Origin of the sequence: Rhodococcus sp. B50 (assembly GCF_013602415.1) — a bacterium.
Taxonomy (GTDB): Bacteria; Actinomycetota; Actinomycetes; order Mycobacteriales; family Mycobacteriaceae; genus Rhodococcus.
Window position 1 is genome coordinate 767,637 of sequence record NZ_WPAG02000003.1, and the last position, 15,254, is coordinate 782,890.

At 65.1% G+C, this 15,254-nt stretch carries 16 protein-coding genes; 11 read left to right on the top strand and 5 right to left on the bottom strand.

The genetic code is table 11. The features are described 5' to 3' along the window. Nucleotides 1-190 precede the first annotated feature (190 nt). The gene (locus GON09_RS28025) at nucleotides 191-961 is read right to left on the bottom strand and encodes a phosphatidylserine/phosphatidylglycerophosphate/cardiolipin synthase family protein (protein WP_213935176.1); all 771 of its coding nucleotides are present in this window, start codon (nucleotides 959-961) and stop codon (nucleotides 191-193) included. A 34-nt stretch (nucleotides 962-995) separates the two neighbouring features. Further along, a complete protein-coding gene (locus tag GON09_RS28030) occupies nucleotides 996-2,867 on the bottom strand; it encodes a hypothetical protein (protein ID WP_213935177.1) in 1,872 nt (623 codons plus the stop codon). Between the two features lie 174 nt (nucleotides 2,868-3,041). On the opposite strand from GON09_RS28030, the gene GON09_RS28035 reads away from it, so the two are divergent. The 7 genes from GON09_RS28035 (at nucleotide 3,042) to GON09_RS28065 (ending at nucleotide 10,068) form a co-directional block, all read left to right on the top strand. Further along, complete coding sequence (locus GON09_RS28035; RefSeq protein WP_213935178.1) at nucleotides 3,042-4,280, top strand: hypothetical protein; 1,239 nt, start codon at nucleotides 3,042-3,044, stop codon at nucleotides 4,278-4,280. Nucleotides 4,281-5,049: 769 nt separating this feature from the next. Further along, nucleotides 5,050-5,502: a hypothetical protein gene (locus GON09_RS28040; protein WP_213935179.1), complete on the top strand. Its 453-nt coding sequence runs from the start codon at nucleotides 5,050-5,052 to the stop codon at nucleotides 5,500-5,502. Further along, on the top strand, nucleotides 5,502-6,371 hold the full coding sequence (locus GON09_RS28045; protein WP_213935180.1) for a zeta toxin family protein: 870 nt from the start codon (nucleotides 5,502-5,504) through the stop codon (nucleotides 6,369-6,371). Before GON09_RS28040 ends, GON09_RS28045 begins: the two co-directional genes overlap by 1 nt. A gap of 209 nt (nucleotides 6,372-6,580) precedes the next feature. Then, nucleotides 6,581-6,994 (top strand): hypothetical protein, encoded by a 414-nt coding sequence (locus GON09_RS28050; protein WP_244867069.1) that lies wholly within the window; start codon nucleotides 6,581-6,583, stop codon nucleotides 6,992-6,994. Further along, nucleotides 6,927-8,185 (top strand): IS3 family transposase gene (locus GON09_RS28055; RefSeq protein WP_374195413.1). Its coding sequence is split into 2 segments (ribosomal slippage): nucleotides 6,927-7,278 and nucleotides 7,278-8,185, totalling 1,260 coding nucleotides; the frame shifts between segments, so codons are not numbered across the junction. Before GON09_RS28050 ends, GON09_RS28055 begins: the two co-directional genes overlap by 68 nt. 55 nt (nucleotides 8,186-8,240) lie before the next feature. Then, nucleotides 8,241-9,467, top strand: coding sequence for a hypothetical protein (locus GON09_RS28060; RefSeq protein ID WP_213935181.1), 1,227 nt, complete (start codon nucleotides 8,241-8,243; stop codon nucleotides 9,465-9,467). A gap of 376 nt (nucleotides 9,468-9,843) precedes the next feature. After that, nucleotides 9,844-10,068, top strand: a complete 225-nt coding sequence (locus GON09_RS28065; protein ID WP_213935182.1) for a hypothetical protein — start codon at nucleotides 9,844-9,846, stop codon at nucleotides 10,066-10,068. 137 nt (nucleotides 10,069-10,205) lie between these two features. Here GON09_RS28065 and GON09_RS28070 read toward each other — a convergent pair whose 3' ends face one another. Beyond that, complete coding sequence (locus tag GON09_RS28070; protein WP_213935183.1) at nucleotides 10,206-11,243, bottom strand: hypothetical protein; 1,038 nt, start codon at nucleotides 11,241-11,243, stop codon at nucleotides 10,206-10,208. A gap of 70 nt (nucleotides 11,244-11,313) precedes the next feature. Between GON09_RS28070 and GON09_RS28075 the strand changes: the two genes are divergently transcribed. The 4 genes from GON09_RS28075 (at nucleotide 11,314) to GON09_RS28090 (ending at nucleotide 13,763) form a co-directional block, all read left to right on the top strand. Then, complete coding sequence (locus GON09_RS28075) at nucleotides 11,314-11,673, top strand: hypothetical protein (RefSeq protein WP_213935184.1); 360 nt, start codon at nucleotides 11,314-11,316, stop codon at nucleotides 11,671-11,673. 311 nt (nucleotides 11,674-11,984) lie between these two features. Continuing rightward, nucleotides 11,985-12,512: a hypothetical protein gene (locus GON09_RS28080; RefSeq protein WP_244867070.1), complete on the top strand. Its 528-nt coding sequence runs from the start codon at nucleotides 11,985-11,987 to the stop codon at nucleotides 12,510-12,512. A 362-nt stretch (nucleotides 12,513-12,874) separates the two neighbouring features. After that, the gene (locus GON09_RS28655; RefSeq protein ID WP_307854593.1) at nucleotides 12,875-13,219 is read left to right on the top strand and encodes a hypothetical protein; all 345 of its coding nucleotides are present in this window, start codon (nucleotides 12,875-12,877) and stop codon (nucleotides 13,217-13,219) included. A 124-nt stretch (nucleotides 13,220-13,343) separates the two neighbouring features. Further along, nucleotides 13,344-13,763, top strand: coding sequence for an ABC transporter permease (locus tag GON09_RS28090; protein ID WP_307854594.1), 420 nt, complete (start codon nucleotides 13,344-13,346; stop codon nucleotides 13,761-13,763). Nucleotides 13,764-14,094: 331 nt separating this feature from the next. On the opposite strand, the gene GON09_RS28095 is transcribed toward GON09_RS28090, so the two are convergent. Continuing rightward, the gene (locus tag GON09_RS28095; RefSeq protein ID WP_213935186.1) at nucleotides 14,095-14,436 is read right to left on the bottom strand and encodes a hypothetical protein; all 342 of its coding nucleotides are present in this window, start codon (nucleotides 14,434-14,436) and stop codon (nucleotides 14,095-14,097) included. Nucleotides 14,437-14,487: 51 nt separating this feature from the next. Then, nucleotides 14,488-15,132: a DUF1109 domain-containing protein gene (locus GON09_RS28100; RefSeq protein ID WP_213935187.1), complete on the bottom strand. Its 645-nt coding sequence runs from the start codon at nucleotides 15,130-15,132 to the stop codon at nucleotides 14,488-14,490. Nucleotides 15,133-15,254 lie beyond the last annotated feature (122 nt).

Here is a 15,254-nt window from a genome sequence, read left to right on the forward strand (position 1 = left end):
CCCGAGTACTCCGTCCGCAGACGAAGAGATCGAGTGTACAGCTCTCGCATCGAGACAAGCTCAGAGGCGCCGTCAGAACTTCGGCTCACGTCAGCACGTCCCAGTCCGGTTACCAGGGATCGTAAAGTCGCGGCGTGTCCGTTACCGGATTGTCCGTGGGCGCGAGGCCGCACCGTACCGACGCCGAAGGTCAGAGCTTCCACAGCCACAGCACCGCGCGGCGCCGGGTGGGGGAGATGACGCGGTGGTCGTGACGCAGCCGCGGGTTGGGGTGACCGCGGTCGGTAAGGATGCGCGCGGCGTCCGCCACGGCGATGGGGTCCAGGTCGGTGCGGGTGCGTAGCCGGTAGGCGGCGGCGTGGCGGGTGTGGGGGATGCGGTGCGGGCCGGCGTCGACAACCACCGGCGGGTGCAGTGGGTGTTGTCGTCGTTGATGATGACGTCGCCGGGTTGCAGGCGGGTTCGGCGCGCCCTTGCCGGGCGCAGGTGAGGTCCAGTTGGTCTCCTTGTCCGCGGTAGGTGTGTAGTTGGCGAGGTGTCGTAGGAACATGCGGCGCACGGGAGTGGGCAGGAAGTCGTGGTCTGTGCGGGTGCGGCTGCCGATCCCGGCCAACGGCACAACGCGGCCGATCTGCCAGATGGCGGTGGCGCTGTCGAGGAAGGCATGTGCGGCGGCGATGGCGTCGGGATCGTCGGTGATCAGCGCGGTTTCGTCGGCGATGGTCGAGGCGTGGGAGGCGCTGGCCGGGCCGACGATTACCTTCTCTGCGGTGACGATCAGTCCGGTGTGCAGGTTCGGTGTGGACAGCACCTGCACGCCGGCGTCGAGGAAGTGGGCGAGGGCGGTGGGGGAGGTGGCGTGTGCGCGCACGGCGGCGCGGGCGGCGTTGACGCTCAGCTGGTCCCCGGCCCGCAGTGGCAGCAGGTCGGGTGCGGTGTGGTCGAGGTAGGCGATGGCCACACGCCGGGGCCCGGGGTGGCGGGGTCGTTCCAGTTCAGTCGTCGGCGAATTCGTGTCGGTTCTCCCAGGTAGGTCGGTGACGGCGCAGCTCGTCGATGAACAGAGTGAGCGCGCGTCGTTGGTGCGGGGGCGCAGCATCGACTGCGCGTTGCGTGACGTGTGCGCGAAGGTGCTCGAAGAACTCGAATCCGCGGCGGTGTTCGGCTTGGCTCAAGACCGCTACACCCGGGTACTTCCGGTCGGTGTATTCCCGTAACGGGACAGGTAGTGGTTCGCGGCCTGATACTGCTCCGAAGGGATCGACATTGCGCCAGCGCTTGAGCAGCGCGACGATGTCGATTCCCTGCTCTGCGAGTCCGTCGAGCATCAATAGATCCCGCCAGGTCACGATCGCGGGAACATGGACCCGATAAAAGTTCGGATTGTCGTTGAACTTCTGCACCAGGGGCGCAGCTTGGGTGAAGATCAGGTTCTCGAGGGTGAGATCACCTGGTATCCCGGCGTCGGGTACGACGACCAGCGGCACGAACCGGGTGCGGTGGGTGACTTTCGTGGCGAGCTTGTTCCATCCCCGGCTGAGGAACAGGTCGACGGTGCTGAGGAATTGTCCGAACTTCGTGGTGGTGAAGCGGGTGCGGATCTCATCCTCGAGAGCCGCGAAGGTGCCGCTGCGCTCGGCGAACGGCTGGGGCAGGTTGCGCATGTTGGCGTCGACGAGTACGCATCCGTGGTCTCGGAACAGGGCGAAGTCGCAGATCTTCGGTATTTTGCCCTTGCTGGTGCGCCATGTGTGTTTCATGGCTTTCTCCTCCACCAATACGGTGGCGCCGCTGGTGTCGTACGAGCAGATGCGTTCCAGTACCTCCCCGACGCGTTCTTCGAAGATGTCGCGCATCGCCGTGGCGTAGTGGTCGGCTTGCTTGGAATCTTGTTGGTACAACATGTTGTGGGATTCCAGGTAGAGGTGGTCACCGAAGATGCGTTGGATGACGAACTGGAACCGCACCGGCAGCAATGTGCCGTCGTCGAGCTGCACAAACGGGTACTGCTGCAGTTTGTAGCGCGTCCACAAGAAGGCGTCGCGCCCTTGCTCACGTGCGAGAAGATCGCGCATCTCGGCCAGAGACAGCGAGCAGTGTTCGACCAGAAAAGCCACAGCCTCCGGAGAGACCTTCGAGTCGAAGAATCCGACATCGATTCGCGTGAAGCCCTCATGCCGCCACAGGTTGTAGAACAACCAGCCCAGTGCCAGGAAGTCGTCCAGGACGACCCCGGTGATGCGATGCCATTGAGCGGCCGGCGTCTCCGCAAGGCCGGCGAGTGCTTTCGGGGCAGTACGCGCAGACCAAGCCCGTTGCCAGGTACTCGCGGTGGAGGTGGCAAGGAATTCCCACGGGTCGGGAAACAACAGCGACGCCTGCGCCACCCTGGTGACGGTGAGCTCGGCGAGTGCACCGTCGAAGTCGACTCCACGTGACGGCATCGCTGCTTCGTCGGCCTCGTCGGCGATCGTCAGCAGCATTGCCAACAGTTCGTCATCGGAGACGACCTCTGCATCCGCGTTGTCGGTCGCATCCGCGTACACGATGACTTCTTTGATCGCGGTCAGCAACGAGATGGTGTGCAGCACGGCATTACCGCGTCGCAGCTGATCGGTCGCCTGGCCTCGCGCCGGCTCGCTGACCCCGGCCAAGAACGACCGCACCACCGAGTCGTCGCTGCTGGTGATCGCGGATAGGTCGAGGTCGGCGAGCAAGCGGGAAACCTTCTCCAGCGTTGGAGCCAGGCTCGATCGTGCCCATCGCTCCTGCCGCGCCACGGGATCTACAGGGGCGAGTGCAGGAACATCACTGATGCGGACGATGCGAGGACCGGCGTCCTGACGGAAGAACTCATCGAGATTCACGAGGCGATCATGCTGTGTGCTGCCGACACGGAGCCTGCGGCGCGGCCCGGCGGGCCAGTGCCCGTGCCGATGACCGGGAAGATCGGTCTGTGAACTCGTCTCCGCGAGATCCATCGCCGAGTGTCGGTGGATTCGTGCGACCGGATTGTCGGTATCGCTCGTTACGGTCGTTTCATGGACGTGCCGACGTCGCCCTACGGCTCAGCTGCTGATCTCCCCAGTGTCGTCGAACTCGATCAGCGACTCGAAGAGTTCCAGGCTTTCGCGGAGTCGGTGCTGGTGGACGATGCCGTGCGGGAACAGATCGCATCCTTGGAAACGCAGCGTCACCGCGTCGTCTCGATCGTCGACAGGTTCTACGAGCTGCTGGGACCTCGGAACTGGGTGTTCACCGACTATCTCGTTCTGGATGAGGTCGAGGACATCATCGACACCGCTGACGTCGACGTCGCCGAACGGCGCTTGATCGACTACTACAAGTCCGATCGACGAATCGACTCCCAGCTGCTTCTACTGAACACGCTTCCCTTCATGCGACCGCGCAGAGCCCTGCTCGACAAGGCGCTCGCGGACTACCGTGAGGGTCGCTACTACAGCACAGTGCTCGTCCTGCTCACCGTCATGGACGGGTTCGTCAACGACACCGACCGGCAGAACGGCCGCAAGAATCTCAACAGCCGTGACCCCTCGGAGATGGTGTCTTGGGATAGCGTTGCCGGCCACCACATGGGACTGAGCCACGCTCACCGCACCTTCAACGCCGGTGTCTACAAGACGACGACCGACCCGGCGACCGAGCTGCTACGCAACGGGATTCTGCACGGCATGGTCATCGACTTCGACAACGATATCGTCGCGACCAAAGCATGGAACCGACTGTTCGCGGTTGCGGATTGGGCGAGGGCATGCCAGAAGCAGTCCCACCGCCCCGAACCGACCCCGACTGCATCCGAGGTCGCTCAGGCGTTCCTCGCGCAAAGGGAGACGACGCAACGCCTCGCTCGGTGGCGTCCCCACGAGCACACCATCAGCCCGAACCCCGAGGGCCGTTCCGACATCGATCGCACCTGTCTGGACTTCCTCCAGAGGTGGCAGAACCAGCAGTGGGCACTGGTTGGCAAGCACTTCCATGTCAGCGGTGCGACCATGCCGGATCAGAAACGGGCAGTGAAAACCAAACGCCTCTACGGCCGCTTCGCACTCACCTCGTGGTCCGTCGACCGCATCCACCACAAGGGCGCCGCCCTCGCCGAGGCGCACGTCCGCCTGATCGTCAACGACGCGCCGTTCACCGCGGTGATGAAGTGGTTGTATACCGACGGCCAGGGCGGAACCTTCTTCGACTGGCAGGACGGGGGACTCTGGCGACTCTTCCCGTACTGGCCCTCCCTCTTCCTCACCGAGGCGACCTGACCCCATCCCCCCGGAGTGCAGGGCAGCTGGGGGTGCCCTTCCACGCTTCGATGCGCCCTGACCGGCCTACCGACCCCGCCACCCGGGCCCAGCAGACGCAGCACCACCACACTGGCCGAAACGACGCGGCCGCGGCACAGACACGAGTGAGGTGACCGTAGCCGGCGCGGATACGCGGCGTCCGGTCCGGGCGAGGGATCGAGGTCGGCACCGCCTTCACAGGGCGTCGCCGCGTCGACCGCGGTCCACGAGCGCGGATTCCTCCGCAGAGGTCGCGCAGGTGCCGCTGCGGGACCGAGCGGAGTGGGTGGCTGTCTCTGACGAAGTCGCTGCACAGACTCTCTGATCGACTCGAATCCGGAACTCGCGAAAATCTTCCTCCGCCGATGCGGAGAGCCGGTCTTCTTCGTGCCGATGGGGGATCGATCATCGCCGCTGCCGGCGACGGCGCATGCTTGCCGGCGTGCCGATCGGGAAGGATCGTTGATCCCGTTGGCGTCGAGCGGCATCACAGGTGCGTTCGGTCCTGCGCGTGGCCATAAGCTGGCCGTACGGCTCGTGCGGGGTGGGTGACCATTGAACCGGATGTCAGGTCGGGTCAGGGGGTAGGGGCCCTTCCGGCTGCGTCCACGGTATCGAGCAGGTGGCGGGGGTTCTCGGACGAAGACCGCTGCGGACGCTCGGTGTGGACGGGGTCGCCGTGGCCGCGCTGCCCCGTCACCCACGGGTGATACCATTTGGTATATAGCCAGTTGAGGTGGTGAATACGATGTCGGTGGCGTTCGAGAACGATATCGAGCGGCAACTGCGGGCGATCTCCCCGCGCGCGGAACTTGCGCAGCTCGAGAAGATCCGCGCTGTCCTCGCCGCGGTCGAGGCCGGATGGTCGCAACGCGAGATCGCACGCCGTGTCGGAGTGGAGCAGCCCGAGATCAGTCGACTACTGAAGAAGGCTCGTCTGCGGCCGGATATCCGCGAGCGCACCCCTCGTGAGGTACTGCTGCGGTATGCGGTCGGCGAGATCGATCACGAGCAGATGATGGACGAACTCGAGCACTGGGACTACACCTTCGGTGGCCCGCCCGAGGGCGACCCGAACGCCGACGCCTACGTACGCGGGAGCTGGGATCAGATCGAACGCGCGGGGGATCTGCTCAGCGACGACGACTATCAGCGTCTGCTCGAGGTCACCGCGGCGCGGCGGGCGGCGAGCCGCCGATAGTGGAACAGCTGTGCGTCAAAACCCACACCGTTCTCGACTCGTGGTGCGCCCCGGGCGGGATACTCGACACTGGTGGTGACCGGGCATCGTTTCGCCTGTACGCCGACGACCCCCGCCGCCGTCGCACCAAAGATGCGATTGTCGAGGCGTATCTAGCCGAGCAGGACGGCGTCGAGCACGGTGGCCGGTGCGCGATCGTCACCGCTGGCGTTCCCGGCGCCGGTAAGTCCACCGCGATCGAGTCCCGTGGTCTGGCAGGACACGGTTGGTGTGTCCTCGATGCGGATCGGCTCGAGGATCACCTGATCGGTGACGGGCTCGGCCGCGGCGTCTACGACGATCTGCTCGAGATGGTCTTGCCGGATGGTCGCCGGTTGCGTCCGCGGGAGTTGGCCACGCTCGTGCACCGCGAATCCACTGAGATTCTCGACATGGCACGGGAACGCTGTATCAGGGCGGGGGAGAACATCGTCATCGAAGGCACGTTCCGCTGGGACGGTCTCGGCGCGCAGTTGCTGACCGAACTCGGCGGTGCCGGCTATACGGATCTGACCATCGTCGATGTGGAAGTCACCTGCGCCACTGCACTTCATCGCGCGCAGGACAGGTGGTGGACCGGTCGCATCGACCCGGACAACGACCTCGGTGGTCGTTTCACTCCGACCGCGGCGATCACCGATCTCTATCCGCACGGATCGGCGCGGTCGATCTGTGCACGCAATGCACGGGCGGCGTTCGAGCATCCGCTCTCGGCGGTGATCGAGTCGATGACGTTGTTCGTCGACGATTACACGACCGGCACGCATGTGGAGTCGACGGTGACCAAACACAACGGCGTCGTCAACTACGATTCACACACCGCGCCGTAACCGTCCTGGCTTCTGCGGTGTAGCACCGGATGCTCGGGTCACCAGAGCTCCAGTTCCGCACCGACATCTCGCATCCCGTCGGCAGATTCAACGGGGGACGTGTTATTTATGCACGTAAAAGGGAGGATTCGTGTGGTTGTCGCAACACTGCTGGTGGTGATCGTCCAGTGGTGAACATGAGCCGGGGACGGTCGCACCGGGGATTGTCGGTGCTGGTGACCGAGCTTGCCATCGGCGATGGTGAGGTCGCGCCACCGCAGGTCGGCGACATCGGACGCTATTCCCTGTTGTTCATGGAAACGCTGCCGGATGAGGCGGATCCGAGCATCGTCACCGTCGACGTCGATGTCGAGCCTCTCGATGACGGCATCCCGCTGTTCCAGCCGTCGGCTTCTGCGGGTTTCCGGGACGAGGAGCGGTGGTGGGAGTGGCGATTGTTCGTGCGCGGTGACGGGTGGACGGCCACCTGGTACAGCCGGCGCCCCGGGGACCTGACCCCGGTTCTTGGACACGCTGATTCCAGCATCTGCTGGGAAAGCGAGATGATTGAGAACCATGGGACGGAAGAATTACTCCGAGGAGTTTCGGAGGCAGGCGGTCGACCTGTACGAGTCGACTCCTGAAGCGACGATCCGCGGGGTCGCGGCGGATCTGGGTGTCGAGCGCGGCACCATGCGTCATTGGATCGACCAGTACGGCACCGGTAGGAAAAGAGCCGTTGCCGGGGCCGTCACCACCGGCGCACCCCGAACCCGCCCGCGTGCGGGCGATGCCGGTGATGTGCCGGAGACCTCGGACGTCCGGATCGCCCGCCTCGAGGCCGAGAACGCTGCGCTGCGGGCGGAGACGACCAAACTGACCACCGAACGCGAGATCCTGCGTCAGGCGGCCAAGTATTTCGCAGGGGAGACGAACTGGTGAGCCGCTTCCAGTTCGTTGCCGACCACTGCGACACCTACGAGGTGAAGCGGCTGTGTGAGCTCGTCGAGATCGAGCGATCGTCCTATTACGCCTGGCAGCGGGCTGCGCCGTCGAGAGCGGCGCGAGCCGAGGCCGATGCGCGGCTCGCCGAGCGGATCAAAACCGTACACACAGGGGACAACACCTACGGGGCACCGAGGATCACCGCGGAGATCAACGACGGCGTCCCCGCAGAGGAGCGGGTCAACCACAAACGGGTTGCCCGCGTCATGCGCGAACACGGCATCGTCGGGTACCGGCGACGCCGCGCAGTGCGCACCACGATCCCCGAGCCCGCCGATCAGAAGGTCCCCGACCTGGTCAAGCGTGACTTCAGTGCGAGTGAACCCAACCGCAGGTACGTCGGCGACATCACGTATCTGCCCATCGGCGACGGGACCAACCTGTATCTGGCCACGGTCATCGACTGCTATTCGCGGCGTCTGGTGGGCTGGTCGATCGCTGACCACATGCGCACCGAACTCGTCCGTGATGCTCTTACCGACGCGAAGCTCACACGCGGCAGCCTCGCCGGTTCCGTCTTCCACTCCGATCACGGATCGCAATACACAGCAAAGGATTTCGCATCCTTGTGCGCCGAGCTCGGGGTCATCCAGTCGATGGGTGCGGTCGGTACCAGCGCCGACAACAGTCTCGCCGAGTCGTTCAATGCCGCCCTCAAGCGGGAGGTCCTCCAGGATGCCGGCTCCTGGTCCGACGCGGTCACCTGTCGGCGTCGGGTGTTCGCCTGGCTCGTCCGATACAACACACGCCGCCGGCATTCCTGGTGCCGGTACCTGTCCCCGAACGCCTACGAAACCCGGTACGCCGCTACGCTGGTGTCCGCGGCGTAATCCACCACCGTGTCCACGAATCGGGGGTAAGGCCCCCGCTATCGGGCGGCAACGATTGACCGGTCGGATCATCGGGGATCTCGGTTATGCCACCACCGGCTCGGTCACCGGACGGATCCTGCGTGCCCGGATCGTCTCCGACACCTACCGGTTCGTCGAGTCGTCCCCGACCGAACCTTCGCGTCCTGCACGCTGGGTTCCGGTACCGGGCACCCGGCGTTTTCGGGACGTGGCCGCGGCGATCGGGGTGTTCCGGGACGACCTTCGTCTACCGGCGCACCTGGCTGCCGGTGAGGACCGGACCCGTGAATGCGGAGTCCTGGTGGATCTCGACCTCGACGACGTGCCGCCGCCACCGGTGCGGCCTGCTGTTGTTCCGGCCGCGGTGTCCGCGCACGGCCCGGATGTGTGGATCATCGATCGGGAACTGCCGGTGGTGCTCCGCCTGCACGAACAGCAGGTGGTGGGTGAGTACCGGTTTCCGGGCGCAATCCTCCCCGCACCGGCACACCGTCCGCGTTGGGTGCATGCCGACGCCGACGGTTGCTGGGTGGTCGGACGAGACGGAATCTTCCGCTGCACTCTCGAAGAGGCGGCCGTGCGGATCGACGAGCACCGCGTCACCGGATCCGCCGCACTCGACGGGGTGCTGCTGTCCTGGCATCACACCGACGGGCAGAGCGTGCTGAGCATGCGGTGGCCGGACGGGCGGCACCACGACCTCGAGCCCGTCGACGGCCGTATCCACACCGTGCACCCAGGCCCCGACAATTTCCTCGGGCTATTGCGCTCCGGTGCCCACACCGACGACGCGCGCAGCCGATTGTTCACCATCGACCCGAACGGACACCTACACCTGGGCCCGACTCTGCCGGCAGGGACGGGCACAGTCATCGTCGGAGGCGAACCTGCGTGGTTGGTCGATCCCCGAGGACAGTGGGTGCCGATCTGTCCGGATCTGACCATGCGCGAGGTCGAATCCCCTGGGATCAAGGGAAGTTCGGTCGGAACGGTCGGGCCGTGGGTATGGGTCGTGCATCCCGCGGATGATGATCGGAGCATCGAGCCGAACCCGTACAGCGATTGGCACTGTCTGCTGTCGATTCTCGATCCGGTGACCTTCACCCTGCACCGCCGTCTGGTGATTCATTCGCCGTACCCGGAAGTGTCCTACGACGGCGACGGGCGGATCTGGATCGTCGCCGGGAAGGTATGGGTCGTCGACCCACAATCGTCGGAGCCGGCACAGCAGCTGTCCCTCGACCGGTTCCTGGGACGGTAAGCCCGCCTGATCATCTTAAGCAGCACCGGCCGGCCCTCGCCCCGATCGGCACTCAGCTGAACAGCGCAGCCAGCCACGCCGCGGCCGCCGCGGCGCGCCCCCGGGAGGGCTGATGCTGATCCTGCGGTGTCGCAGGTTTCGCGGGTGCGGTGGTGTCACGACTGTGGTCGAAGTTCGACGAGGACTCCGACCTCCTGGAGTGTGCGCCCGCCGGTCCCGGTGCAGATCGGAGTGCAGGGGCCACTGCGGGAGGATCGGTGTAGGAAGCGCACCGGGGCGGTCGTGGCAATCCGTGTCGGAGAAAGCCGACACGGCTCTTCGGGCACCCTGCGGCGTGCCCGGCGTGCCCGGCATACAGCCGCCGTACTGTTCGGTGATGAGCACCGATCACGCGTACGGGGTCTACACCCTCGAACTCGGCCCCTACGACAGCCTCGCCGAACTGCACAGTGAACTGTCCAACCACGCAGGCACCTTCGCCAACGAAGTGGCTGTGACCGCGGACGCCGTCGTGATCTCGATATCGCATTCGGTCATCGCGGTCGACGGACGGTGGTGGGCCTCGGTTGTCACCACGACCGACGAAGGCGTCGATCCCTGATCGTGGTGTTGTCGACCTGTACCCCCTATGGGCTATGAGCAGTTATAGAGGGGGCTGTGCCGTCCCGCGCCCCCGAGCGGTCGAGCGGTCGAGGGGATCCATGTTCGGGGCTGGTGCTGTCTGAATCGGATGGTCCTTCACCTCACAGGTGCCGGTGCCCAGGGTGTGTCGCCTGTGCGGTGCCATTCGACGGGGCGGCCGTCGACTCGGACCAGGCGTGGGTCGAGCCAGAAAGTAGCGTCGGGATCCCATCCGGCCAGGACACTGGCCCCGGTGTGGGCGGATAGCGGGAGCGCCCGCCCGGGGGTGGTGAGATAGCCGAGGACGGTCAGGTGCACCGCGTCGTAGTCGGCGCTCACCGCTGCCCAGTCCGGCAGGTACCACTGCAGATGTTTGCCGGTGGCCTCGTACCAGTCGGAGCGCCGCGACGCCGGTACTGCGAGGGGGTACGCGTCGACGAGTCGAGTCCAGGCGGCGGGGCCGGTGATCTCGTAGATTCGCGCCGCGTCGTCGACATGCACCGGCCACACCCGGGCGTGGCGACCGTCGGAGTTGTCGTCTTCGGCGAGCAGCAACTCCACCGCACCCAGATTCTGCCGTGCGCGGCTGGTGACCCGGACTCTGCTCGGGACCGGGGTCGACCACCACTCGCCGCTGATCTGTCGCTCGGGTTCGGCGTCCAGAAAGCGCCGGAACCGATCCTCGGCGTCGAGGACATGCCGCCGCCAGGCCGGCAGGTCGGCGTCCTGGTCCTGGTTCGCCCAGAACGTCTCGGACCATTCCTCGGTGGAGTTGTAGCGCTTCTGCACTGCTCGTTGGCATGTCGGATCCATCGGCGTACTCCACCACCGGGCATGCTCGCAGGCCAGCACCGCCTCGACGATCGGTCTCGAGGCGGTGACGATAGCCGGATCGGCGAACCAGAGGTCCTCCTCGTCCGGGGGTTGCCAGTACCGCGCGAAATCCGTTGCCCGGCCCAATGCTTCGAGTACGTCGAGCTCGGACAACTGCGCGACGGTTTCAACGTCGACGGCGGCCAGGACGTCGAGGGCATCTGCCTGGGTGAGTGGCTCGAGATAGTTGCTCGCTCGCTCGTCGGTGCTGCACGCATAGCCCAGGTGGGCGGCGAACCGTCGGCCCCGCGGTGCGGCCAGCACGTGCCGGGCGGTATCCATGCCGACAAACCTACCGCCACGTCCACCAGGGCAGACCCTGTCTCGAGGCAGTGAAACGCTAGGGTGCGGTATGCCGGAAATCGCGCGCCGGCGGCGCACTCAGCCGCCCCCGCCGCACATCGTCTACCAGGCGCTGATCGACCCCGACCGTGATCCGGCTCGTCCGTGGTTGATGCTGCACGAGGACGAACAACGCCCCGAGGTCGTCGAGACGATCGAGCCGGATCTGGTGGTGTGGACCTCGATCTGGCCGTGGCGCGACGATGCTCGGATCCGGTTCGAGCTCTCCGGATCCCGGCGCAGCGACACCACCGTGTGCTGGACACTGACTGTCGACGAGCCGGTACCGGACGACGAGACGATCCTGCGGATGCGCAAGCGCGTGAACGAGCTCATCAACGCGAACCTGCGTTTCACCTTCGGGCAGTAGCTGCGCGCTCTCACCTCGAGGTCCCGTGCACGAGGTTGTGATGGCAACACGCGGGCCCACGATCTCGCCACGGTCTCGATGAGATCGTGGCAGGCTCTGGGTTCGTGTGGACCACGGACAGTTTCGTGCAGGATGTTTCGGCCGGCGCGTGGGTGCACGATGCACTGTCGCGATTCGCGGACGGTCACCACGGCCACCTGGTCGGTGATGTGGTGCCGCCAGTGTTCGAGGCCTACGCCCGCGTCTTGCATCCGGCTCATCGGCGGACCGGTCCTGCAGCCGGGGACGTCGAGCCGGTCACCTGGGGTGAGGTGGCGGAGGCGAACGGCCGCATCGCGCATCCGTTGATGGAGTGGGATTTCCTCACTGCCGCGCCCCACCGCGGCCAGGGACAGTCGGGGCTGTGGGACGAAGGACCGCTGATCGGCGGCTTGGACGGTGCGACTGCCCGGGCCTTGATCGCCGTGCTTGCGTCCTTCACGACGACTGCGGACCGGTGCTGGTTCGCGATCTGGGAAGGACACAGCATCCTCGATGATGTGCGTGACCGCGCCGGACGTATGCAGGCGGGGTGGATGGGGATGTTCGTGATCGCCGATGCGATCACCGCAGGCGGCAGCCGGTTCCGCACCTTGCTCTCGCCGAATCTGTGGTGGCCGCAGGACCGCGCGTGGTGCGTGGCGACGGATATCGACCTGATGGCCAGCTACGTGGGCGGATCCAGACAGTGTGTCGAGGCGATCCTTGAATCACCCGATCTGGAAGCGTTCGAAGTGGCGGTCGAGATGAGCGTTCAGTGGGACAGCGACACCATCAACCCGCGCCCGGAACGCTCCTGAGTCCGGACGGCACTCGGGTTCGTAGAGCGATGCCATCCAGCCTGCGAGAAAGCGGATTACAGACTGATGGTGGAGCAGCCCAGAGGAGATATGTCTCCAGGCTGGAGAACACGTTTCCGGAGACGTCGCCGCTGATCTCCGACGCATTCGCGACTCGAGTCCACGCCCAGCGACCGGGACCGCAATGATGTCGTCATGCCCCGTGTGGACCCGTGGAACGAAGACAGCTTGATATGGCGCATACCTACGGTCGACAGCGAATCCGGACCGATCGAGGGGCCAACTATCGACCCCCGGGTCGGTGGTTCAAAGCTCTCGCCGCCGTCGGCCGAGATCTGCGTTGCCTTCGGTACGGACGGCACGTGGACACGGACAAGCTGGTGTGGGACTTGTCGATCAACGGTGACTACTACGTCTTCGTCGGCTGGCAGAGCATTCGAGGGATCGGCGGGTTCAACACCGGTGGAGGGTTGACCATGGACGCCTCATTCAGTGAAGCCGCCGCCTGGATCGCAGAAGTCGTTCAGGACAACCTCGCGGGATACGAGTTCGTGCAATGGCCCAGCCGAGGCAGTCATGTGCTTGTTCCTCGATTACGGCCGGCAGAGGCGGTCTGGATCGATCCGCACGGCGATGCGGCGATTTGTCCGATCGGCATACTGTATGACCACTCTGACCGGTGGCGTGTTACTCCGGGCTCGGCGTAAGCCGTGTCCAAAACCCAAGGAGCGAAGGTCACGGTCTTCCTCGAGTTCGAGACCTCATTCGCCGCGATTTAGTGAGACTGCTCGACATCCCTTCGCGTTATATGCGCCCGGCTAGGCTGCGGATGTGGCCAGAGCAGTGTGGTGGGTTTCAGCATTGGTCGCGTTGGCTTTCACGGTGTGGGTGGGGATCTCGTGGTCGATGGCCGACGTGTCGTTGTCGTGCTCGAAGATCGGTGAAAGCCAGTCCTGGTTCCGGTGTGAAGACCGCCTGGTCCACGTGCTGGGGATCTGGCCTCTGGTCGGCCTGGGATTGTTGCTCGCGCTCCCGCCCGTGGTGGCGGCATTGGCCATGCGGAGGTGGGTTTCCTGGCTCGTTGTCGCCGTGCTCGTTGGTGTGGCCATCACTGGGTTGGCGAACTGGACTTCCTTCTGGGGATCGCTGCTCTTCGCTGTTCTGCTCGTAGCCCTGGGAGCGGTCGCGGCCGCGCGGCAAGGCCGCCCCGCGCCGGGCAACTCCCGAGAGCGGTCTGTGGCAGTGACGTGATGACAGGGTTGACGACGTTTTTCTGGGTTGGTCATTTGTCAGGCATGCGTTAGCTGTCGAGGGCTTCGTCAGCGGACGGCCCTACGTTTCAGGTCTACGAGGACGCCGGGCCTCTTCGCTCACGGTCATGGTGCGCCACGTAGTGTTCGACCCTACCGATCGGGAGCTGTTCAGTGAGCAGCGGCAACGCTTCGATTGGAGCCTGCTGCAGAACGGCCATGTCTTCCGTTACAACACCGGCTTCCAGTTCGATAGTGCCTGCGTTCGGCTCGGCGGCTTGGGATGTCTCGTGCACCGCATCGACGTCGGCGAGATCAATCGCAGTGGGCGGTCAGCGACGGCCGGGCGCGTTGTCAGCGGAAGTGTCTGTGGTGTCGATGAACAACTGCATCATCTCGAAGGACCGGTCGGCAGCATCGTCGATGGTGAAGATCCGGTCGAGGAGTTCTTCGACGGGCAAAGGCTTGGGTATTTCCCGGTACTGGTTGTCGACGCGACCGATGCGGAGACGAGTGCTGGTGTCGATGCAGTCCAGAACGGATCGGACGGCCTCGCGTCCCGCCACCCAGGAATTTGTTCCCATCGCTTTGAGTACGTCGGCGATGGACACCCAGTCGCGTATCGCGCGTCGTTCGGCCAGCAGCAGTTCTTCGAGGGTGTTCTGGTCGGGCATAACGGTCTCTTCCTGAGCGACGACGGACGGCAGTATGTACCCGGCCGAGGATCATTCGTCCCATACGGCGGTGAACTCGTACCACGGGCCGTCGAGGTGAGCCGCGTCGATCCGGTCTATTCCCGAACGGTCCGGAGGAGGTCCTGCCGGCGAGTAGATCCAGCCGCCGGAGGTGGTCAGAAAATTCTGATCGGCGTCGTAGAAGTACACAGCCCCGTTCTCGCGTCGCTCGACCCGGGACATCGTGTACGGCCCGACGGGCACCCCGAACACGGCAGACTCCGGTGAGGACAGCACCGTGTGGACGGCGGCGTCGAAGTCGCTGCGTGAGGACTCGAACGACGGCGACGGAACCCCCAGAACAGCCACCGTCGCGGCGATCACCGTGATCGGAGCAGCCGCGATCCACCACGACCACCGCCGGTCCCGCCCGATCACCAACGCGGACTTGACCACCCACACCAGACCGACGACCACCAACAGAGCCCCGAAGACCAGGACGACCATCGAATTGGTGAAGGCATCGACGGTGTGCCTGTGGCCCGGCCACCAATCCAGCAGGGCGAACACGATTCCGGTGCACAGCAGTACCGACGTCACTGCCACGATCAGCCCCGGTGGGCGTGCCGGGCGGCCGATCGGATCACGCAACACCCACGGCTGCCGCGGCGCCGGTGGCGTGTCATCGCCGTTCATGAGTCGAGTTTTGCACGTCAGCGCACCGAGTCATGTTATCTGGACGCGACTGGAATGGGTGATCCGCGTTCGGGAATATGCCTCGAACACGGTCCGCTGCATCGCTTCCGCCAGAGCGAATC

Excerpts from the sequence above, each read along its gene's own strand:
- GON09_RS28035 (WP_213935178.1), top strand. The coding sequence starts at position 3,042 with ATGGACGTGCCGACGTCGCCCTACGGCTCAGCTGCTGATCTCCCCAGT.
- GON09_RS28040 (WP_213935179.1), top strand. The coding sequence starts at position 5,050 with ATGTCGGTGGCGTTCGAGAACGATATCGAGCGGCAACTGCGGGCGATC.
- GON09_RS28065 (WP_213935182.1), top strand. The coding sequence starts at position 9,844 with ATGAGCACCGATCACGCGTACGGGGTCTACACCCTCGAACTCGGCCCC.
- GON09_RS28070 (WP_213935183.1), bottom strand. The coding sequence starts at position 11,243 with ATGGATACCGCCCGGCACGTGCTGGCCGCACCGCGGGGCCGACGGTTC.
- GON09_RS28075 (WP_213935184.1), top strand. The coding sequence starts at position 11,314 with ATGCCGGAAATCGCGCGCCGGCGGCGCACTCAGCCGCCCCCGCCGCAC.
- GON09_RS28095 (WP_213935186.1), bottom strand. The coding sequence starts at position 14,436 with ATGCCCGACCAGAACACCCTCGAAGAACTGCTGCTGGCCGAACGACGC.
- GON09_RS28100 (WP_213935187.1), bottom strand. The coding sequence starts at position 15,132 with ATGAACGGCGATGACACGCCACCGGCGCCGCGGCAGCCGTGGGTGTTG.